Consider the following 19,324-nt stretch of genomic DNA (forward strand, 5'->3'; position numbering starts at 1 on the left):
GAGCGTGCAGCAGATCGGAACTGTCTGGGCAAGTTTGGACAGGCGAAAACAAATCATCGTCGCCGGTGCAGTCGTGCTGGTCTTTCTAGGAATTCTTACGATGTCGCGCCTGGCGACTGCGCCGTCGATGACGCTGCTGTACGCCGGGTTGGAAAGCGGCGCTGCAGGCGACATCGTCCGCTCGTTGGACCAGCGCGGTGTGCAGTATGAGATTCGGGGCGGCTCTATCTATGTGCCGGGATCACAACGGGACGAGTTACGCATGACGCTGGCCAGCGAGGGCCTGCCTGCGAACGGGAACAGAGGCTACGAGTTGCTGGATTCGCTCAGCGGATTTGGCACAACGTCGCAAATGTTCGACGCCGCCTACTGGCGCGCCAAAGAAGGAGAATTGGCCCGAACCATCGTCGGTAGCCCCCATGTCAGTCAGGCGCGCGTGCATATTGCCAATGGGTCATCCAATCCGTTCCAGCGCAGTGTAGCACCAACGGCGTCGGTTTATCTGGTCGCATCGGGTGCAGAGATCACGTCGGATCAGGCAAAGGCGATCCGGTTCCTGGTGTCGTCTGCAGTCAGCGGGTTGGCCCCCGAGAATGTTGCGGTTATCGATTCGAACGGCGCAGTAATCGGTGCACAGGATGGCCCGGTGGCCGCGGACACCGCAGACGATAAATCTCGCCAGTTGCGAGAACGGGTGCTGCGTCTGGTTGAGGCCCGCGTCGGAGTGGGAAACGCTGTGGTCGAAGTCAGCGTCGACACAGTTACCAAAACAGAATCAATCCGCGAACGGCGTTTTGATCCCAATGGTCGCGTGGCCATCAGTACCGATGTCGAAGAACGTTCGGACAGCGCCCGCAACCAGTCCGCTGATGTGACAGTTGCGTCGAATTTGCCGGATGGAGATGGCGCGGGTGGTGACGAATCCAATTCGAACGCGACCCAGACCCGAGAGCGGGTCAACTATGAGGTTTCCGAGACAGAGCTTGAGGTTCACAACGGTCCCGGTGCGATCAAGCGACTGACGGTGGCCGTACTGGTGAACGGCACACGGACCGTGGGCGCGGACGGCATTGAAACGTTCACGCCGATGCCACAGTCCGAGCTGGAGGCACTGCAGGAGCTTGTGGCCTCGGCGGTAGGGTACGATGCCGAACGCGGCGACGTGATCACTCTGAAATCCCTGGATTTGCCGGTGGTCGAGCCGCAAGGCAGCCTGGCAACTACCTCTCTGTGGCAAAAAGTGCATTTCGACGCGATGTCATTGGTTCAGATGGCAGTTCTGGCGCTGGTCTCTCTGGTGCTTGGAGTTTTCGTCATCCGCCCCATCTTGACCCAACCGTTGACCGCTCCGGCGCTGTTGCCCGCAGGCGCGGCCCAAGACCCCGACTCATACCTGACCGGCGAAATTGCGACAGAAGAGGGCGGGCAATTCACCAGCTTGCCAGGGCAGGCACCCACCGGGAACGTTCCGGCGCTGGCGACAGATACTGGGGCGGACCCCGTTGATCGGCTCAGGGCGATGATCGGCGACAAGCAGGAAGAGACGGTCGAAATTCTGCGCAGCTGGCTGGAAGAAGGTGAGGAGCGTGTGTGATGTCGATTGCCCACCTTCTTGAGGACTTCACTTTGCAAGCCAGCGGCGGACAACTGCACGTTCTGGATGAGGACGCGTTGGAAGAACAAAGGCTGGCGTCGTTCGAGCAAGGCTACAGCGCTGGCTGGGAAGACGCGGTCCAGGCGCAGGAGCAAAGCCGGGGCCAGGTTTCGGCCGAACTGGCCAAATCGCTCGAAGATATGTCCTTTACTTATCACGAGGCGATTACTCGGATGTCTGTGTCGTTGGAGCCAATGTTTCAGAGCCTAATACAGGTGGTATTGCCTGAAACCCTGGACCGGGGATTTGCCGTTCGGATTGTCGAGCAACTCACCGATATGGCGCGCGCGCAGATCGGACAACCTATGCAGGTCTTTGTACCCACAGGTCGCGCGACCGAAGTTGAGGATTTGATCCCCACCGAGCTGTCATCTCCCGTGCAGGTGATTGAAGACTCGTCTTTGGAGGCGGGGCAAGCGCGGCTCAAGGTCGGAATTTCCCAGCGCGAGGTGGATTGCAGCGGGTTGCTCGCTTCGGTCGATCAAGCCTTTCAGGCATATATTTTTCAGGCAAAAGAGGCAGTGACCAATGAGTGATCCGCAAACTCCAAAATCCGAAAAGCCCAATCCTTTCGAGGCCGTTCCGATTGAAGTCACCGTGTCGGTTGGCCGGGCGCGCCCTCTGATCCGGGACTTGTTGAGCATGGGAGAAAACGCCGTGCTAACACTGGACAAACGCATTGAGGACCCGGTTGACCTGTATGTGGGCGACCAGCTTGTCGCACGCGGTTTGCTGGAGGAGATGGAGGGCGAGCAGGCCGGTCAGCTGGCGGTGCGTCTGACCGAAATCGCGGACCTGCAAAACGGGATTGGCTGATGCACCGCCTTCTGGTGCTGGCAGTTGCGCTTGCGGTGTTGACCCCGTCATTGGCCACGGCGCAGGAACTTTCCGTCTCGCTGGGTGAGGGCGGTTCGATTTCCGCGCGCACGATCCAGTTGATCTTGTTGATCACCGTGCTCAGCCTCGCGCCGGGACTGGCGATCATGATCACCTGTTTTCCGTTCCTGATCACCGTTTTGGCGATCCTGCGTCAGGGAATTGGATTGCAGCAATCGCCGCCCAATATGCTGATCGTCAGCCTGGCGCTGTTCCTGACCTATTTCATCATGGAACCGGTCTTTTCCGAAGCCTGGACAACAGGAATTCGGCCGTTGGTCGATGAAACGATGGAGGTTGAACCTGCGCTGGAACGTGCGCTGCAGCCGTTTCGCAGTTTCATGGCTGCGCGACTGGACCCAGATACGTTTCACGCGATGGCCGCTCTGCGCCCCGGTGGTGATGCCACAACGCTGTCGCCCGAAGCGCCGCTGTCCATCCTGATGCCGTCCTTCATGCTGTCTGAAATTGCCCGCGCCTTTCAGATTGGGTTTCTGGTCTTTTTGCCATTTCTGATCATCGACCTTGTGGTGGCAGCAGTGCTGATGTCGATGGGGATGATGATGGTGCCACCGGCCACCGTGTCGCTGCCGTTCAAGCTGGCGTTTTTCGTCATCGCCGATGGGTGGTCGCTGATCGCCAGCGCGCTTGTGCGCAGCTATGCGATTTAGGCGCTTATTGCCGGGCGATTTGCAGACAGGCGCGAAGGCCGCAGTCGCCAGCCTCAAAGCGCATCTCTCCGCCATGCTGTTCAGCAACGGTAGCGGCGATTGTCAGGCCCAGGCCGTATCCGTCGGATGAGCCGGTATTGGACCCACGACGAAACGGAGCCATGAGGTTTTCGATGTCCGACACCGACAGATCAGTGCCTTTGTCTTCGACCGTGATCGTTGCGGTGGTAGCATCGGTTTCCAGTTGCACTTCGGCGTGCCGACCGTATTTCAACGCATTGTCGATCAGGTTGGTCAGCGCGCGCCTGAGTGAGATGGGTCGCGCCATCACCAGCACGCGACGTGTCTCGGTAAGTTGTCCGTGGCCGCGTCGGGACATGAACACCGATGTGGCCCCTTCGACCGCAACGGGATCGGCCTTTTTCAGGGTCACGGGCAGATCCATGTCCTGATAGTCGGCGACCAGAGACTCTATCAGCGAGGTCAGAGAGATTTGCCGTGGCTCTTCGACATCCAATTCGGATCGGGTATAGGTCAGGACACTTTCGATCATCCCGGTCATCTGATCGACATCCGCCTCAAGCTTTTCGCGCAGTTCATTGTCGGGGATCAGAGCCGCACGCAGGCGCACGCGGGTGGCAGGGGTGCCCAGATCGTGGCTGACACCGGACAGGACCGTCGCCCGTTTTTCAAGCTGCGCGCGCTCGGCCTCGAGATTGGCATTTACCGCCGAAACGATATCGCGCAATTCATCCGGTCCATCCACCTCATAACTTTCAGGCCCGCCAAGGCGCTGACGTTCGCGCAACGCGCGGGCAAATCGGGTGAACGTATCTGATACGTTGCTGACCGAGGACAGGATGACCGCCAGCGCGACGATTCCCATTAGAATTGCAGGCAGGCGCAGATCAACGGGCGCAGCCTGACAACCCCAGATCTTCGTTCCGTCGACCTGATGCCAGGCCTCGCGTCCGAATTTCGCAATCAGGATTGGTTCACTACAGTACGTTGCCAGCAACCGGGTCAGGTTTCCCATCTTCTCGGGTCCGGTCTGATCACTGCCCGACACAATGTCCGAAACCGGATAAACCAAACGGTCGGACAAGATGGCCACGGTCAACTCTCGCCCGCTGAGCGGCGAAGAACTGTCCGTCAGGATCGAAAGGTTGGTGACGAAACGACGGTCCGAGAACCCAGGCAACCGCTGAAACTCACCATTGTCGGCAAGGACCGTATCTTGAGGCGGCAAGCGGGTGATGGATAGTCCTTCGGAAGGGACCATACCCGTTCGCAACTCTTCATAGACTGAAAAACCGGCAACGAAAGACTGCAGCAGGTACTCGTTCCAGGCGCGTGCTGAGGCGAACCACAACCCGGCCGAGATAAGCCCAGCAGCGAAGGCCGAGAGGCTCCATAGCCACCCCAGATTGCGCAGGCGCAGGGTCATTCTTCGACCGAAATGTCGGCGGCAAAGATGTATCCGACCCCGCGTTCAGTGCGCAGCATTTGCGGATCTTTCGGGTTGGCCTCGATCTTGGAGCGCAAACGGCCGACCAGCATGTCGATGGCGCGGCCCTGCGCTTCGGACTTGTCGCTGTCGCCGGTGACATCCAGCGCGGCCACGATTTCATCGCGGGTCAGCGGTATGTGCGGATTGGCCAGCAGAACCTTGAGCAGGGCAGTTTCTCGCTGCGACAACGCGACCAGGTAACCTTCGGGCGAATGCAAGTCATCGCGCTTGCCGTCAAAGACCCAGCCATCGAACCGGAAGGTATGCGTTCGGCGGCGATAAGCAAGCGAAGACGACCTCCGCGCGCGCTGCATCACCGCCCGGACACGGGCGAGCATCAGTTGAGGGTTGAATGGTTTGGCAATGTAGTCGTCTGCCCCGACTTCGTATCCGGCCATACGCTGATGGTCGGCAGACAAAGCCGAGACCAGGATGATCGGCACGTCCTGTTCGCGCCGCAACCGGGCGCAGATGTCGATGCCGTTCTCATCCCCCAGCATGACATCCAGCAGGATCAAGTCGATCCGCCCGGCTGACAGGTGCGCGCGAATTTCCTGTTCGGAACTGGCGGGCAGCGCGATGAAGCCGTTTTGCTGCAGTAACTGCGTCATCATCGACCGCATCTCTGGGTCATCATCCACCACCAGCAGTCGCGGAATGCTCACTCTGTCGTTCCTCCCGATCTCTTTCCTCTGTCGACCTCCATTGTAACGAATGGAAACAGATTCAATGTCAACGTAACACGCTGTAACAGAAGTGGTGAAAATTTGGGCTGTTTCTGTGCTTTACCGTGGATTCCAAGTTGTCAGATAGCGATCTGGTCGCAGTATGGCGCCATCGCTGCTTTGGCAGTCACTGAGTTCTCAGGGAGGAGACAAGAAATGAAGCGTTTTGCATTTGCCACCGTTTCGACTTTGGCCGTTGTGGCCGGATCGTCCGTTTTGGCCGAGCCGCAGGCAGAAGTTCTGCATTGGTGGACCTCGGGTGGTGAAGCCAAATCGGTCGCCGTTCTGCAGGAAGAGTTTGCCTCGAACGGCGGCACCTGGACCGACATGCCCGTTGCGGGTGGTGGCGGTGATGCGGCAATGACCGCGCTGCGGGCCCGTGTACTGGCCGGTAATGCACCGACCGCCGTTCAGCTGAAAGGCCCCGCCATTCAGGAATGGTATGAAGAAGGCGTCCTGGCCGATATCTCGTCTGTCGCCGAGGCCGAAGGCTGGGCAGATGTGTTGCCCGCGTCTATCGCCGGACATATGCAGTGCGAGGGCACTTGGTGTGCGGCACCAGTTAACGTGCACCGCGTGGACTGGATATGGGCCAATGCTGACGTTCTGGCGGCCAATGGCATCGAGATGCCGACCACCTGGGACGAATTCAACGCTGCCGCTGACAAGCTGCAGGCCGCTGGTGTGATCCCGCTGGCGCATGGTGGTCAGGCGTGGCAGGATGCGACTGTGTTTGAAACGGTGGTTCTCGGCATCGGCGGACCCGAGTTCTTCCAGAAAGCACTGGTTGATCTGGACCCCGAGGCGCTGACCTCGGATACGATGGTGCAGGTCTTTGACCAGATGCGCACTCTGCGCGGCTATGTGGACGAAAACTTCTCGGGCCGCGACTGGAACCTTGCCACTGCGATGGTCATGAACGGCGAAGCGGCATTCCAGATCATGGGTGACTGGGCCAAGGGTGAATTCCTGGCGGCTGGCAAGAAGCCCGGCGAAGATTTCCTGTGCGCCTCGACCCCCGGCGATGGATACCTGTACAACGTCGACAGCTTTGCCATGTTCGACGTGGACGGAGACGACAAGAAAGCCGGTCAGGACCTGCTGGCCAAGCTGATCGTTGCGCCGAACTTCCAGAAAGTGTTCAACCTGAACAAAGGCTCGATCCCGGCACGGACCGATGTTGGTCTGGAGGATTTCGACATCTGCGCCAACTTGTCGGCCGAAGATATGGGTTCGACCTCGGCCGCGGGCTCGCTGCTGCCGTCCTACGCCCATGGCATGGCACTGCGCGGGTCGCAGTCTGGTGCGATCACTGATGTTGTGACCGCGCACTTCAACTCGGATATGTCCTCGGCTGACGCAGTTCAGCAACTGGCGGACGCAGTGGCCAACAGCTACTGATCCAACACGCTCTGCCCCCTATAGTGAGGGGCAGAGCATCTTTCCCCGGAGGCTAAAATGTCCGAATGGCTGGAAAACCACCTGCCCAAGGTGGTGCTGGCACCGTCGTTCATCGCCGTATTGATCTTTGTCTACGGATTTATCGGATGGACCGCGTGGGTGTCGCTAACCCGATCGAAACTACTGCCGAAATACGAGATCAAAGGCTTCATTCAATACGAGCGCCTGTTCGACTCACCCCGCTGGGATACGGCAATCAACAACCTGTATATCTTTGGCGCGTTGTTCATCGTGATCGCGATGGTGCTGGGCCTGCTGCTGGCCATCCTGCTGGATCAGAAGATCCGCGTCGAAGGTGCGATCCGCACGATTTACCTGTACCCGATGGCGCTGTCGATGATCGTGACCGGCACGGCATGGAAATGGATCCTGAACCCGGGCCTGGGTATTGAATCCATGGTGCAGGGCTGGGGCTTTACAAACTTCGAGTTCGACTGGCTGGTGAACCCCGATTACGCCATCTACACCATCGTAATCGCGGCAATCTGGCAGAGCTCGGGCTTTGTGATGGCGTTGTTCCTAGCCGGGCTTCGTTCGGTGGATGGTGAGATCATCAAGGCCGCGCAAGTCGATGGTATCCCCACATGGCGCATCTATACAGCGATCATTATCCCGTCTATGGCCCCGATCTTCCTGTCCGCTTTCATCGTACTGGCACACCTTGCGATCAAGAGCTTTGACCTTGTCATCGCCCTGACAGGCGGTGGTCCGGGTTACGCGACGGATCTGCCAGCCACCTACATGTACGCCATGGCGTTTTCGCGCGGCGATATTGGTCAGGCGGCCTCGTCCGCGATGATCATGATGTTGGTCGTTTTTGCCATCGTGGTTCCTTATCTTTACTCAGAGCTGAGGGCGAAAAATGACTGATCTGTCGATGCCCCAAACCCAAACCCGCACCCAAAGCGCCACCGGCAAGATTGCCCTGCGTTGGCTGCTGTATGTCCTGCTGGGCCTGTTCGCGCTGTATTACCTGATGCCGCTTTTCGTGATGGTAACCACATCACTGAAAAGTCTTGAGGAAATCCGCACGGGGTCCCTGATCTCCTTGCCGCGCGAAGTCAGCTTTGACGCCTGGAAAACGGCATGGTCCGGCGCCTGTACCGGTATCCAGTGTGAAGGTCTGCGGCCCTATTTCTGGAACTCGGTCCTGATCGCGGTGCCTGCGGTGGCCCTGTCGACCCTGTTGGGCGCGCTGAATGGCTATGTCGTGGCGCAATGGCGGTTCAAAGGGGCCAATATCATCTTCTCACTGATGCTGTTTGGCTGCTTCATTCCGTTTCAGGTCGTGCTGCTGCCCATGGCGCGCCTGCTGGGCATGATGGGGATCGCCGGAACCATTCCGGGTCTGATCTTCGTCCACGTGATATATGGCCTCGGTTTCACCACCCTGTTTTTCCGCAATTACTATGTCACCATTCCGGCCGAGCTGACCAAAGCTGCCCGGGTCGATGGGGCTGGATTCCTGCGGATATTCTGGTCGATCTTCCTGCCGCTGTCACTGCCGATCATCGTGGTGACCGTGATCTGGCAGTTCACGCAGATCTGGAACGACTTCCTGTTCGGCGTGTCCTTCAGCCAGGCAGGCACGCAGCCCGTGACCGTTGCGCTCAACAACATCGTAAACTCCACCACCGGCGTCAAAGAGTACAACGTCGACATGGCCGCCGCGATCATCGCGGGGCTGCCGACGCTGCTCGTCTATGTCGTTGCCGGTAAGTATTTCATCCGCGGTCTGACCGCCGGTTCCGTGAAGGGATAAGACCCATGGCTCCCATCCTCGATATCAACAAACTCTATAAGAATTACGGTGCGACCGAGATTCTGAAGGACATAAACATCTCGATCGAACCGGGCGATTTCCTGGTGCTGGTCGGCCCCTCGGGTTGCGGTAAATCCACCTTGCTGAACTGTATTGCCGGGCTGGAGGAAATCACCGACGGGACGCTTGCGATTGGCGGCAAAGACATGACCCATGTCAGCCCCAAGGACCGCGACATTGCGATGGTGTTCCAGTCCTACGCTTTGTACCCGACCATGTCGGTCGCCAAAAACATCACCTTCGGCATGAAGGTGCGTGGTGTCGATCAGGCCACACAGGACGCCAAACTTAAGGATGTGGCCTCGCTGCTGCAGATCGAGCCGCTGTTGAACCGTCGTCCCAGCCAGCTGTCTGGTGGTCAGCGTCAGCGGGTGGCGATGGGTCGTGCGCTGGTGCGTGACCCCAAGCTGTTTCTGTTTGATGAACCGCTGTCGAACCTCGATGCCAAGCTCCGGGTTGAGATGCGCACCGAGATCAAAAAGCTGCATCAGACGCTGGATGCGTCCATTGTGTATGTCACCCATGACCAGATCGAGGCGATGACGCTTGCGACCAAGATCGTTGTCCTTAAAGGAGGTGTCGTTCAGCAGATCGGCAGCCCGGCCGAGATTTACAACAACCCGGCCAACCTGTTTGTGGCCGATTTCATGGGGTCGCCCGCAATGAACCTGATCCCAGCGCAAGCGACCAGAAATGGGTCCGGAACGCAGATCGCCATCTCGCGTGAAGCCGGTGAAACCCTGGTTCTGACCGATACACGCGATCTGTCTCTGCCCGAGGATGTGATCCTGGGTCTGCGTCCTGAGGACATCGCCGAGGCAGGGTTCCGCGCCGGCGACGGCGTACAGGAAGCCGCCTGCATGGTCGACATGGTCGAGCCCGCAGGGGCCGATACCTATGTGGTCTCAGAGCTGGGCGGTAAACACGTCACCGCACGTCTGCACGCGGAAACCAGCGCGCAGGCGGGCAAGATGCTGAATCTGGCCTTTGATATGAGCAAAGTATCTTACTTTGCCAGGGAAACGGGCGAACGCCTGAACTAAACGAAAAATCGCCGCGCGAACCCAATCGCGCGGCGTTTTTTTCACGCTTGAACCGGATCAGCTGACCTTGTTCTTGCTCATGTCCTTGATCAGACGGTTCAGGTCTCCTCCGCGGGCATCCAGCATCGCCCCAACCTCGGTCCGCTCGGTCAACAACATGTTCACCCCTTCGATGAACATATTGAAGAACTTGTCGCGGCCCGATTTGTCGGACACCAGGAACGTCACCTCGAAGGGTGACGAACCCTGCAGTTTGACCGAGGTGCGCACCTCGTAACCCGCCTTGATCTTGCGGGCATTGCGCACGGTGACTTGTCCGCCGATGAATTCACGGAAACGTCGACCATATTTGTTCGAGATATAGCCCTGAAACGCTCTGGTGAACTGCTTCAGCTGCGACGGGCTGGCCGAACGGGCGTCCGCCCCCAGCACATAACGCGCCATGATCGGTACATCCGCATATTGCACGAAGATTTTCTCAAAATCGCGGATCATCGCCTTTTCGGACTTACCCGAGGAGATAACGCGGTTGATGTCATCCACGACACTGACGACCAGAGCCTTGGCGCTGGCTTCGGTCTGGGCAAAGGCGGAAATGGGCAGGGCGGTCAGTGCCAGACCGGCAAAGCCAGTGGCGACAAAACCGCGACGGTTCATATAGTTACTCGGCATAGGGGTCCTCATAGGGGTCCTCGTATGGGTCTAGGTAGGGATCTCTGACAGGGTCGGTCCCGATGTCTGCATAAGGGTCGTCGTAGAGACCCAGATAGGTTTCTTCATCGTCTCTCGCCAGTTCGAAGCGGCGATTTTGTAAATAGATTGTGCGGGTCTGCGCATAGCTGTCGGCGCTTTCATACAGGATCGAGTCAACCGTATCTGAGAAACGCCCCCGATCGCCCATCCGGCGCACGACCTCTGCGTAGACGCCGATGTTGTCGACGGGACGGACCGGAGTGAAGTTGATCGGGTTTGAAAACAAGTTGACGATAACACCAATCGCGTCCCGCTGCGTTGACGGACCGTAGAGGGGCAGTTCAACATAAGCGCCCTCGCCAACACCCCATACATGCAGGGTCTCGCCGAAATCCGTATCCACCGGCGGCAGATTCAGTTCGTCGGCGGGGGCTGACAACCCCAGGCCACCAACGGTCGAATTGATTACGAACCGAAGCAGTGCGTTACCGGATTGCTTGATGTTGCCTTGCAGCAGGTAGTCCAGCGCCTGCCCCGGCATTGTCAGGTTCTCGGCAAAATGGTTGAAACTGGTGACCATCGGGTCAGGCACGATTTTTACGTACCCTTTAGAGGCCGGACGAAACAGAAACCGATCGACGCCAAGATTGAACTTGTGGACGCCCCGGTTGTTACGTTCATACGGATCAAACACTTCACCCGGCGGCGCCCCTTCCGGAGGCCGCGTCGCGCAAGCGCTGAGAACTGCCATCAGGGTCACAACAATCAGGGGCTTAAAGCTGATTCTGCTCAACACGGTTTTTGCCACTCCAAAACGTTCGAACAACCCATGCCCGAACACTCAATCAATACTAGCTATGGCCGTTGTGCCCGGCCTATCCGGAGTCACATAGGTGTTTCGCCACCAATATGAAACAGATAGCGTTTAACCTGCCGAATAGGTCGAGGTAAAGTGACACAGGTTCAACAGTTCGGAATAAGAAAAGTTACGCCCACAAGCGGTGCTGGTCACATCGCCGTTTTCGCACTTTTCGATCTCTGCCTTCCCGGTTAGCTTCGCCCCGACTCAATTTTGGGAGGAAACCTCATGAGCATCGCGGCTAAATTGGAAAGCCTTGGCGTCAACCTGCCGGACGCTCCTGCGCCTGCGGCAAACTACGTGCCTTTCGTTCGCGTGGGCAACATTGTCTATGTTTCGGGTCAGATTTCCAAGGATGACGATCTGATTACCGGCAAGCTGGGCGACGACATGGAAGTCGAGGCTGGTGCCGCGGCCGCCAAGGTGTGTGCCATCAACCTGTTGGCCCAGGTTAAGGCGGCTTGTGGCGGCGACATCGAAAAGTTGGTGCGTGTGATCAAGCTGACCGGCTTCGTGAACTCGACTGCTGATTTCACCGCGCAACCACAGGTCATCAATGGCGCATCAGACTTTTTGGTCGAGGCGCTGGGTGATGCGGGTCGTCACTCGCGGTCGGCCGTCAGCGCTGCGGCGTTGCCTTTGGGCGTTGCGGTTGAGATCGAAGGCATTTTCGAAGTTCAATGACGCCTTCGCTGCCCGACGTCTTTCTTCAAGTCCCACTGGCGCACCGCGCGTTGCACGACAAAGAAGACAACCGTCCGGAAAACAGCCGGGCGGCCATCCACGCCGCTGTCGAGGCCGGGTATGGGATCGAGATTGATTTGCAACGGACCTCAGACAACCGGGCGATGGTGTTTCATGACTATGACATGACCCGCCTGACCGGGCAGAGTGGTCCGATCCAGCAGATCACGTCCGCGCAGGCGTCAGAAACGGTGCTGCTGCACGCGGAAGATGGCATCCCGACGCTGGATGAGGTGCTTAACATCGTGTCAGGGAAGGTCCCGCTTCTGATTGAACTTAAGGATCAGGACGGCGCAATGGGCACTTCTGTGGGTCCATTGGAACAGGATGCAGTACGTGCCTTGCGGGGGTATGTTGGGCCAGTGGCATTGATGTCGTTCAACCCCAATTCGGTCGCTGAATTGGCACGGCTGGCACCGCATCTGCCGCGTGGTATCGTGACAGGATCGTACCAGCCCAAGGTTGAATTGCTGCCGCAGCGCGTCTGTGATCATCTGCGCGAAATACCGGATTTCGACCGGGTCGGGGCCAGTTTCATCAGTCATGAGGTCGAAGACCTTGACCGCCCAAGGGTGGCCGAGCTGAAGGCACGCGGAGTACCGATACTATGCTGGACCGTGCGGTCACCTGAACAAGAGGCAAAGGCCCGTGAAGTTGCGGACAATGTGACGTTCGAAGGGTATCTGGCTGCGCACCCGGGTTGAACCAGCCTCACGACGTCACAGATAAAGACCAGACGCGGAGGGCATATGGATCAGGCACAGATCGAAGTTCGGGTACTGGGCTCACTGTCGCAAATATCCGCGGCTGAGTGGGACAGCTGCGCCTGTCCTGAGGTCGCCGATGGTGGTCGCCCGCTTGATCCATTCACCACCCACCGGTTTTTGCTTGCGCTCGAACGCAGCGGCTCTGTCGGGCTTGGCACCGGGTGGCAGCCGCAATACCTGACGGCCTATCTGGACAGGATGCTGATCGCGGCGGCACCGATGTACGCAAAGTCCCACAGTCAAGGCGAGTATATTTTTGACCACAACTGGGCTCATGCCTACGAAAATGCCGGCGGGCGGTACTATCCCAAGTTGCAAATTGCGGTACCATTCACGCCCGCGGCAGGCAGGCGGTTTCTGGTCCGCCCTGGCTATGACGGGATTGGCATGTCAGCGCTGGTGCAGGGAGCGGTACAGTTGGCGGCAGACAATCAGGTGTCTTCGGTCCACGCGACCTTCTGCACCGAGGATGAGGCGCTGGCGGGTGAGCAGATGGGTCTGATGACACGCCATTCTCAGCAGTTTCACTGGCTGAATGATGACTACGCAGGTTTTGACGGGTTTCTTGCGGCGTTATCTTCGCGCAAGCGCAAAAATATTCGCAAGGAGCGGGCTCAGGCCTGCGATTTTGGCGGCGAAATCCGAACGCTGACCGGGGATGATCTGCGCCCCGAGCATTGGGACGCCTTCTGGCAGTTCTATCAGGATACCGGGTCCCGCAAATGGGGGATGCCCTATCTGACCCGTCAGTTCTTTGAAATTGCACATGAAACCATGGCAGATGATATGGCATTGGTGCTGGCCGAGCGCGACGGATACCCGATTGCGGGGGCTCTGAACTTCATCGGCCGCGAAACACTCTTTGGTCGCTATTGGGGCTGCACCGAGCATCACGCATGCCTGCATTTCGAACTGTGCTATTATAGGGCGATCGACTTTGCCATTGCGGAAGGTCTTGCACGGGTCGAAGCAGGTGCGCAGGGCGAACATAAGCTGGCCCGTGGCTATCTGCCCACGCGCACGCATAGCTTGCATTGGGTCAATGACCCGGGCTTTGCCGATGCGATCAAAAAATATCTGGACGCCGAGGCCCACGCAGTGGGAGAAGAGATCGAGATTTTGACGGACTATGGTCCGTTCAGAAAATCGAATCCGGAGGAACAGCAATGACAGAACTATTGTCGACCGAAACGCGCGGCCCTCTTCTTGATCCGCTGTTCGACAACGGCTGGACCATGGTCACGGACCGGGACGCGATCACCAAGACCTTTATCTTCGAGGATTTTGTCCACGCCTTTGGCTGGATGACCCAGGTGGCAATATTTGCCGAGAAATGGAACCACCACCCCGAATGGTCGAACGTTTACCGCACGGTCGAGGTGGTTCTGTCGACGCATGATGTCGGCGGGTTGTCGTCGCTGGACGCAAAGCTGGCGCGCAAAATGGACAGTCTCGTCTAACGATCCCCTCCGGACCCCATGCCGCCGGCCAAAGAGGCAATTTCGCCCAGACGACGGAAATCGGCAGGTGTGACTGTGCCGTTGCTGACGTTGATATCGCGGGGAATACCGGTTGTCTTGTTCCCAACCGAGCGAACGCTGCGCGCGGCCGGGTTGATGTCCAGGCATCGCGTATCATAGCACGTCAGGCCCGACGTGTTGATCTGGATCTCGGTCTGCCCGTTTGCTCCGGTTACCACAGGGGCCTGCGGCGTATCGCAGGCGGCGAGGGTTCCCAGAATGCTGAGGACCATCCATTTTTTCATAGCACGCTCCTATGGATCCACCCGGTCGAACAGTCAATCCAACTGGCCGTTTCCGTCCTGATCTGCCGTCGAGAAATCATCGCTCATCTGCCGGTCATACTCTGATCGTGAGATAAAGTTGTCGTTGTTTCGGTCAACATTTTGAAACTGCTTTATGTCCAGAAACGGCTTGGCCTCATCCAGGCCCAGTGTTCCGTTCTTGTCCTCGTCCATTTCCTGAAACGCATAGTCGGAAAAAGCGTTGAATTCGTCCTTGGACAGGAAACCATCGTTGTTCGCATCAATGGCGTTCAGTTCCTTTTCATTCAGTTCCGCCACCGTTTCCGCCGAGGCTGCACTGGTCATCAGAATGACTGCCGTCGTCAATATAGCTGTTCTCATCATTCTCTCCTCAGCACGCGTACCGCTGGCCCGAAACACCGCCCGCTACGGCCCCTGCCGCGGTCAGGATGTCCTTGCCGGATCCTCCACCGAATTGATTGCCGATCGCTCCGCCGATCAGCGCGCCGCCCAATGTCCCGCCAAGGCAGGCAATTTCATGCTGCCGCGCCTGTTGCTGCTGCGGTGTCGGGGCAGGGCCACAGGCGGCCAGTGCGCCCGCCGCACCCAGAATGACTGTGATGTGTTTGAGCTTCATCTAAAAATCTCCCTGAATGAATAGGGCAAGTATCGACCCATCAGGAATTTGCATCAAGTGAAATAGGGTTAACGAGGCCCCGGTTGGACCGGGGCCTGAAAATCTTAGATGGCCTCAAGCAGGCCCTCGCCAGCGGAAATCTCGCAGGCACCGGGGTTGTCTTCCAGGTTCAGCGCAACGACTTTGCCGTCTTCAACCAGCATCGCATAACGCTTTGAGCGTGCAATCAGACCAACAGGCGGAGCATCGAAGTCCATGCCAATGGCCTTGGTGAACTCGGATGCGGCGTCGGCCAGCATGGTTAGACCGGCAGCCGTCGCGCCAGTGGCTTCGCCCCATGCGTTCATCACAAAGGGATCGTTGACCGAGACGCAGATGATTTCGTCCACGCCCTTGGCGCCGAATTGGTCTTTGGTCCGCATAAAGCTCGGCACGTGGGCCGAATGGCAGGTCGGCGTGAATGCGCCGGGCACGGCGAAGATCACAACCTTGCGGCCTTTGGTCTTGTCTGAAATCCGAACCTCTTCGGGTCCTTCTGCCCCCATTTGAGTCAACGTTGCGTCGGGAAGCGTATCACCGGTTGAAATCATCTTGTTCCTCCTGTCGATTGGATTTGCAGAGTCGGCCTCAGCCGCAATATAGGTGAGCCAGAGAATGAAACCACGGGAATTTGACAGGACAGGACGAAGATGAGCCATATTGTTGTGATCGGAGCCGGGCAGGCGGGATCATCTCTTGTTGCAAGACTGCGCAAGGACGGGTTTGAAGGCGACATCACGTTGATCGGTGCCGAACAGCATTTGCCCTATCAACGGCCACCGCTGTCCAAGGCTTATCTGCTGGGTGAAATGGAACTTGAACGCCTGTTCCTGCGCCCCGAGAGCTTCTATGCCGAAAACAACATCACCCTGCGTCTGGGTCAGCGCGTAACTGCGATTGACCCCAAGGCCAAGACTGTGACCTTGGGTGACGAGGCGATTTCGTATGATGAACTGGCCCTGACCACCGGTTCCGACCCGCGTTACCTGCCCGCTGCGATTGGTGGTGACCTGGAAGGTGTCCATGTTGTTCGCGACCTGACTCATATCGACGAGATGGAGCCGCGCGTGAAAGAGGGCGCCCGCGCCCTGATCGTTGGCGGTGGCTATATCGGGCTTGAGGCGGCTGCCGTCTGTGCCAAGCGCGGGGTCAAGGTCACCCTGGTCGAGATGGCGGATCGGATTTTGCAACGCGTCGCGGCCCCGGAGACCAGTGATTACTTCCGTGCTCTGCACACGGAATACGGCGCCGACATTCGTGAGGGCGTCGGGCTGGATCGTCTGGTCGGCGAAAACGGCAGGGTCACCGGAGCCATTCTGACTGATGGCACAAATCTTGAGGTTGATTTCGTAGTTGTCGGCGTGGGTATTGCACCCTCGACTCAATTGGCGGATATGGCAGGGCTTGAGCTGGACAACGGCATCAAGACTGACGCTCATGGCCGAACGTCTGATCCTTCGATCTGGGCTGCAGGCGATTGTGCGTCCTTCCCGCATGGCGGTGGCCGCATCCGGCTGGAAAGCGTGCCGAACGCAATCGATCAGGCCGAAATCGTAGCGCAGAACATGCTGGGTGCCGCCAAGGACTATGTGGCAACGCCGTGGTTCTGGTCAGACCAGTATGATGTCAAATTGCAAATTGCGGGTCTAAATACCGGGTATGACCGCGTCGTGACCCGTAAGGGTGACGGGCAGACTGTCTCCTTCTGGTACTACAAAGGTGATCAGCTGATTGCGGTTGATGCGATGAACGACCCGCGCGCTTACATGGTCGGCAAACGCCTGATAGACGCGGGCAAGACTGCTGATCCGACGGTCGTGGCTGACCCTGACGCGGACCTGAAGCCGCTGCTCAAGGCGTGAGGATCATCGCCGGAGAGTTCCGGGGCCGCGCCTTGGCCTCGGTCGGCAAGGGTGATGTCGGGGCGCACCTGCGCCCCACCACGGACCGGGTTCGCGAAAGCCTGTTCAACGTGTTGAGCCATCAGATCGACTTTGATGGGCTGCGTGTTCTGGACCTGTTTGCCGGTACCGGCGCGTTGGGGCTAGAGGCGCTCTCGCGCGGCGCGGCGCATGTGACGTTCGTGGATGACGGGCGTGTGGCGCAGGGACTAATCCGCAAGAATATCGATCTGACACGCAGCGCTGACCGCACGGACCTGATCCGTCGCGACGCGACACGCTTGAGCGAGAATACAAACGCGCCCTATGATCTGATTTTTCTGGATCCACCGTACGGAAAGGGGCTCGGTCAAAAGACCGTTGCGGCCCTGACCAACGGCTGGATCGCTGACGGTACGCTGATCGTATGGGAGGAAAACGCCCCGATGCAGCCACCCAAGGGGTTCACGCTGCAGGACAGCCGAAAATACGGCGACACGCATATCACGCTGATGTGGAGCGGCGATCCGGATGCATGATCTGGTCATTTTCGACTGTGATGGGGTTCTGGTGGACAGTGAGCCCCTGTCCAATCAGGTGATGGTCGCGAACTTTGCCCGATACGGGCTGCCGATCACGGCGAAGGAGTGCCACAGGATTTTCACCGGCAAGACTATGCCAGAAGTACAAGATATCGCACGCGGTTTAGGGGCCGATCTACCCGAGAACTGGATTCAGGAATTCGATGCAGAAACCGATGCCCGCCTGAGGCAAGGAGTTCCTTTGGTCCCCGGCGTCGCGAAGTTGCTGACGCTTCTGGACAAGCGCGGGATTCCTTTCTGCGTTGCCTCAAATGGTGGACCGGACAAAATGCGGGTCACGCTTGGGCAGAATGGTCTTTGGGACCGCTTCAAGGACGTGATGTTTTCGGCTTACACGTTGGGTGTTGGCAAGCCTGACCCCACTATGTTCTTGACAGCGGCACGCAAGTTTGAGGCTGTCGCGCCAGTTGTAATTGAAGACAGCGCCAGCGGTGTCACCGCAGCAATCCGTGCCAATATGCGCTGTCTGGGCTATGTGCCTGATGGAAAAGGTGCATTTCTGGCGGACCTCGGGGCAGAGGTTTTCACCGATATGGCCGAGGTTCCAGCCCTTTTGGGAATTTGACCCTAGCATGTTAATCTCGGCTTATGGACCGAGCTCTGCCTAAGCCATTCTGGACACTTTCAAAAGACGCCGACACGGCTACGGGCCCCGAGCCTAAGCCAATGCGCGCGCCCGTGTTCATCCACGACGCGGTTACGCCGTGGGGGTCCGAGACAATGCTGCTGAAACTCCTGCGCGAGCAGGCGTCAGATCAGGACGAATAGGTCGGATGGAACTTGTCGCCAGGTGACAGGGTAAAGATCTCGACCCCATCTGACGTCACACCCACCGAGTGTTCAAACTGCGCGGACAACGATTTGTCGCGCGTTACGGCGGTCCAGTCATCGGCCAGCGTCTTGGTCTCAGGGCGGCCCAAGTTCACCATCGGTTCGATGGTGAAGAACATGCCCTCTTCCAGAACCGCGCCGGTGCCCGGACGTCCGTAGTGCAGCACGTTCGGCGGCGCGTGGAACACGCGGCCCAGACCGTGGCCACAGAAATCGCGGACAACGCTCATCCGGTGCGCCTCGACATAGGCCTGAATGGCATGGCCAATATCACCGAATGTGTTGCCCGGCTTGACCGCCTCGATGCCTTTGAACAGCGCATCATGGGTCACCTGGATCAGACGCTCGGCCTTGCGCGGCAGTTTACCCGCCACATACATGCGCGAAGTATCGCCGAACCAGCCGTCTACGATGACCGTGACGTCGACGTTCAGAATGTCGCCATCCTTCAGGCGCTTGTCGCCGGGAATGCCGTGGCAGACCACGTGATTCACGCTGATGCAGCTGGCGTGCTGATAGCCTTTGTAGCCAATCGTCGCCGACGTCGCGCCTGCATCCTCGACCATCTGCGTGATCATGCCGTCGATCGCACCCGTGGTCTGGCCCGGAAAGACATGTTCTGCAATATCGTCGAGTATCCGCGCAGCCAAGGCCCCTGCCGCATGCATGCCGGCAAAGTCACCCTGTTCATAGATGCGGATGCCGTCCTTGGTCAGGCGGCCACGATGTTCTTTCATCGACGCTA

25 protein-coding genes are annotated in these 19,324 nt (G+C 58.3%); 16 read left to right on the top strand and 9 right to left on the bottom strand.

Annotation, left to right across the window (positions count from 1 at the left end; genetic code table 11):
- The first annotated feature begins 4 nt into the window (after positions 1-4).
- The 4 genes from fliF to fliP are packed head-to-tail and all read left to right on the top strand — an operon-like array spanning position 5 to position 3,201.
- Entirely contained in the window at positions 5-1,594 is a 1,590-nt protein-coding gene (fliF, locus tag GOW16_RS05680; RefSeq protein ID WP_170411584.1) for a flagellar basal-body MS-ring/collar protein FliF, read from the top strand.
- Positions 1,594-2,190: an ABC transporter ATP-binding protein gene (locus tag GOW16_RS05685; RefSeq protein ID WP_170411586.1), complete on the top strand. Its 597-nt coding sequence runs from the start codon at positions 1,594-1,596 to the stop codon at positions 2,188-2,190. The genes fliF and GOW16_RS05685 overlap by 1 nt, the downstream gene beginning before the upstream one ends.
- Positions 2,183-2,470: a FliM/FliN family flagellar motor switch protein gene (locus tag GOW16_RS05690; protein WP_170411588.1), complete on the top strand. Its 288-nt coding sequence runs from the start codon at positions 2,183-2,185 to the stop codon at positions 2,468-2,470. Before GOW16_RS05685 ends, GOW16_RS05690 begins: the two co-directional genes overlap by 8 nt.
- Positions 2,470-3,201, top strand: coding sequence for a flagellar type III secretion system pore protein FliP (fliP, locus tag GOW16_RS05695; RefSeq protein ID WP_170411591.1), 732 nt, complete (start codon positions 2,470-2,472; stop codon positions 3,199-3,201). Before GOW16_RS05690 ends, fliP begins: the two co-directional genes overlap by 1 nt.
- Positions 3,202-3,205: 4 nt before the next feature.
- Here fliP and GOW16_RS05700 read toward each other — a convergent pair whose 3' ends face one another.
- Complete coding sequence (locus GOW16_RS05700) at positions 3,206-4,648, bottom strand: sensor histidine kinase (RefSeq protein ID WP_170411594.1); 1,443 nt, start codon at positions 4,646-4,648, stop codon at positions 3,206-3,208.
- On the bottom strand, positions 4,645-5,376 hold the full coding sequence (locus tag GOW16_RS05705) for a response regulator transcription factor (RefSeq protein ID WP_170411597.1): 732 nt from the start codon (positions 5,374-5,376) through the stop codon (positions 4,645-4,647). The genes GOW16_RS05700 and GOW16_RS05705 overlap by 4 nt, the downstream gene beginning before the upstream one ends.
- A gap of 216 nt (positions 5,377-5,592) precedes the next feature.
- Between GOW16_RS05705 and GOW16_RS05710 the strand changes: the two genes are divergently transcribed.
- The 4 genes from GOW16_RS05710 to GOW16_RS05725 are packed head-to-tail and all read left to right on the top strand — an operon-like array spanning position 5,593 to position 9,762.
- A complete protein-coding gene (locus tag GOW16_RS05710) occupies positions 5,593-6,837 on the top strand; it encodes an ABC transporter substrate-binding protein (RefSeq protein WP_170411600.1) in 1,245 nt (414 codons plus the stop codon).
- Between the two features lie 57 nt (positions 6,838-6,894).
- A complete protein-coding gene (locus GOW16_RS05715) occupies positions 6,895-7,767 on the top strand; it encodes a carbohydrate ABC transporter permease (RefSeq protein ID WP_170401214.1) in 873 nt (290 codons plus the stop codon).
- Complete coding sequence (locus tag GOW16_RS05720) at positions 7,760-8,659, top strand: carbohydrate ABC transporter permease (protein WP_170411603.1); 900 nt, start codon at positions 7,760-7,762, stop codon at positions 8,657-8,659. The genes GOW16_RS05715 and GOW16_RS05720 overlap by 8 nt, the downstream gene beginning before the upstream one ends.
- A gap of 5 nt (positions 8,660-8,664) precedes the next feature.
- On the top strand, positions 8,665-9,762 hold the full coding sequence (locus GOW16_RS05725; RefSeq protein WP_170411606.1) for an ABC transporter ATP-binding protein: 1,098 nt from the start codon (positions 8,665-8,667) through the stop codon (positions 9,760-9,762).
- 57 nt (positions 9,763-9,819) lie between these two features.
- On the opposite strand, the gene GOW16_RS05730 is transcribed toward GOW16_RS05725, so the two are convergent.
- Entirely contained in the window at positions 9,820-10,434 is a 615-nt protein-coding gene (locus GOW16_RS05730) for an MlaC/ttg2D family ABC transporter substrate-binding protein (protein ID WP_170411610.1), read from the bottom strand.
- On the bottom strand, positions 10,424-11,206 hold the full coding sequence (locus GOW16_RS05735) for an MlaA family lipoprotein (RefSeq protein ID WP_170411613.1): 783 nt from the start codon (positions 11,204-11,206) through the stop codon (positions 10,424-10,426). The genes GOW16_RS05730 and GOW16_RS05735 overlap by 11 nt, the downstream gene beginning before the upstream one ends.
- A 336-nt stretch (positions 11,207-11,542) precedes the next feature.
- Here GOW16_RS05735 and GOW16_RS05740 point away from each other — a divergent pair, with 336 nt between their 5' ends.
- From GOW16_RS05740 to GOW16_RS05755, 4 genes are read left to right on the top strand one after another with little or no spacing between them, the layout of a single operon-like run.
- Positions 11,543-11,998 (top strand): RidA family protein, encoded by a 456-nt coding sequence (locus GOW16_RS05740; RefSeq protein WP_170411616.1) that lies wholly within the window; start codon positions 11,543-11,545, stop codon positions 11,996-11,998.
- Positions 11,995-12,762: a glycerophosphodiester phosphodiesterase family protein gene (locus tag GOW16_RS05745; protein ID WP_170411619.1), complete on the top strand. Its 768-nt coding sequence runs from the start codon at positions 11,995-11,997 to the stop codon at positions 12,760-12,762. Before GOW16_RS05740 ends, GOW16_RS05745 begins: the two co-directional genes overlap by 4 nt.
- Before the next feature lie 45 nt (positions 12,763-12,807).
- Complete coding sequence (locus tag GOW16_RS05750) at positions 12,808-13,995, top strand: GNAT family N-acetyltransferase (RefSeq protein WP_170411622.1); 1,188 nt, start codon at positions 12,808-12,810, stop codon at positions 13,993-13,995.
- A complete protein-coding gene (locus tag GOW16_RS05755) occupies positions 13,992-14,285 on the top strand; it encodes a 4a-hydroxytetrahydrobiopterin dehydratase (protein ID WP_170411625.1) in 294 nt (97 codons plus the stop codon). The genes GOW16_RS05750 and GOW16_RS05755 overlap by 4 nt, the downstream gene beginning before the upstream one ends.
- Here the strand turns inward: GOW16_RS05755 and GOW16_RS05760 are convergent.
- From GOW16_RS05760 to GOW16_RS05775, 4 genes are all read right to left on the bottom strand, one after another.
- Positions 14,282-14,590 (bottom strand): hypothetical protein, encoded by a 309-nt coding sequence (locus tag GOW16_RS05760; RefSeq protein ID WP_170411628.1) that lies wholly within the window; start codon positions 14,588-14,590, stop codon positions 14,282-14,284. The two genes, GOW16_RS05755 and GOW16_RS05760, sit on opposite strands and share 4 nt — an antisense overlap.
- Before the next feature lie 33 nt (positions 14,591-14,623).
- Positions 14,624-14,971, bottom strand: a complete 348-nt coding sequence (locus tag GOW16_RS05765) for a hypothetical protein (RefSeq protein ID WP_170411631.1) — start codon at positions 14,969-14,971, stop codon at positions 14,624-14,626.
- Between the two features lie 10 nt (positions 14,972-14,981).
- On the bottom strand, positions 14,982-15,227 hold the full coding sequence (locus GOW16_RS05770; protein ID WP_170411634.1) for a glycine zipper 2TM domain-containing protein: 246 nt from the start codon (positions 15,225-15,227) through the stop codon (positions 14,982-14,984).
- 104 nt (positions 15,228-15,331) lie between these two features.
- On the bottom strand, positions 15,332-15,817 hold the full coding sequence (locus GOW16_RS05775; RefSeq protein WP_170411637.1) for a peroxiredoxin: 486 nt from the start codon (positions 15,815-15,817) through the stop codon (positions 15,332-15,334).
- Between the two features lie 99 nt (positions 15,818-15,916).
- Here GOW16_RS05775 and GOW16_RS05780 point away from each other — a divergent pair, with 99 nt between their 5' ends.
- The 4 genes from GOW16_RS05780 to GOW16_RS05795 are packed head-to-tail and all read left to right on the top strand — an operon-like array spanning position 15,917 to position 18,516.
- Positions 15,917-17,128, top strand: coding sequence for an NAD(P)/FAD-dependent oxidoreductase (locus tag GOW16_RS05780; RefSeq protein WP_170411640.1), 1,212 nt, complete (start codon positions 15,917-15,919; stop codon positions 17,126-17,128).
- Positions 17,125-17,685, top strand: coding sequence for a 16S rRNA (guanine(966)-N(2))-methyltransferase RsmD (gene rsmD, locus GOW16_RS05785; RefSeq protein WP_170411643.1), 561 nt, complete (start codon positions 17,125-17,127; stop codon positions 17,683-17,685). The genes GOW16_RS05780 and rsmD overlap by 4 nt, the downstream gene beginning before the upstream one ends.
- Entirely contained in the window at positions 17,678-18,313 is a 636-nt protein-coding gene (locus GOW16_RS05790; protein ID WP_170411646.1) for an HAD family hydrolase, read from the top strand. The genes rsmD and GOW16_RS05790 overlap by 8 nt, the downstream gene beginning before the upstream one ends.
- Positions 18,314-18,336: 23 nt before the next feature.
- Positions 18,337-18,516 carry a hypothetical protein gene (locus tag GOW16_RS05795; RefSeq protein WP_170411649.1) on the top strand — a complete coding sequence of 60 codons (180 nt, stop codon included), beginning with the start codon at positions 18,337-18,339 and terminating at the stop codon, positions 18,514-18,516.
- On the opposite strand, the gene map is transcribed toward GOW16_RS05795, so the two are convergent.
- Positions 18,504-19,316, bottom strand: coding sequence for a type I methionyl aminopeptidase (gene map, locus GOW16_RS05800; RefSeq protein WP_170411652.1), 813 nt, complete (start codon positions 19,314-19,316; stop codon positions 18,504-18,506). The two genes, GOW16_RS05795 and map, sit on opposite strands and share 13 nt — an antisense overlap.
- Positions 19,317-19,324 lie beyond the last annotated feature (8 nt).

It is taken from the genome of Ruegeria atlantica, from assembly GCF_013033965.1.
Taxonomy (GTDB): domain Bacteria; phylum Pseudomonadota; class Alphaproteobacteria; order Rhodobacterales; family Rhodobacteraceae; genus Ruegeria; species Ruegeria atlantica_D.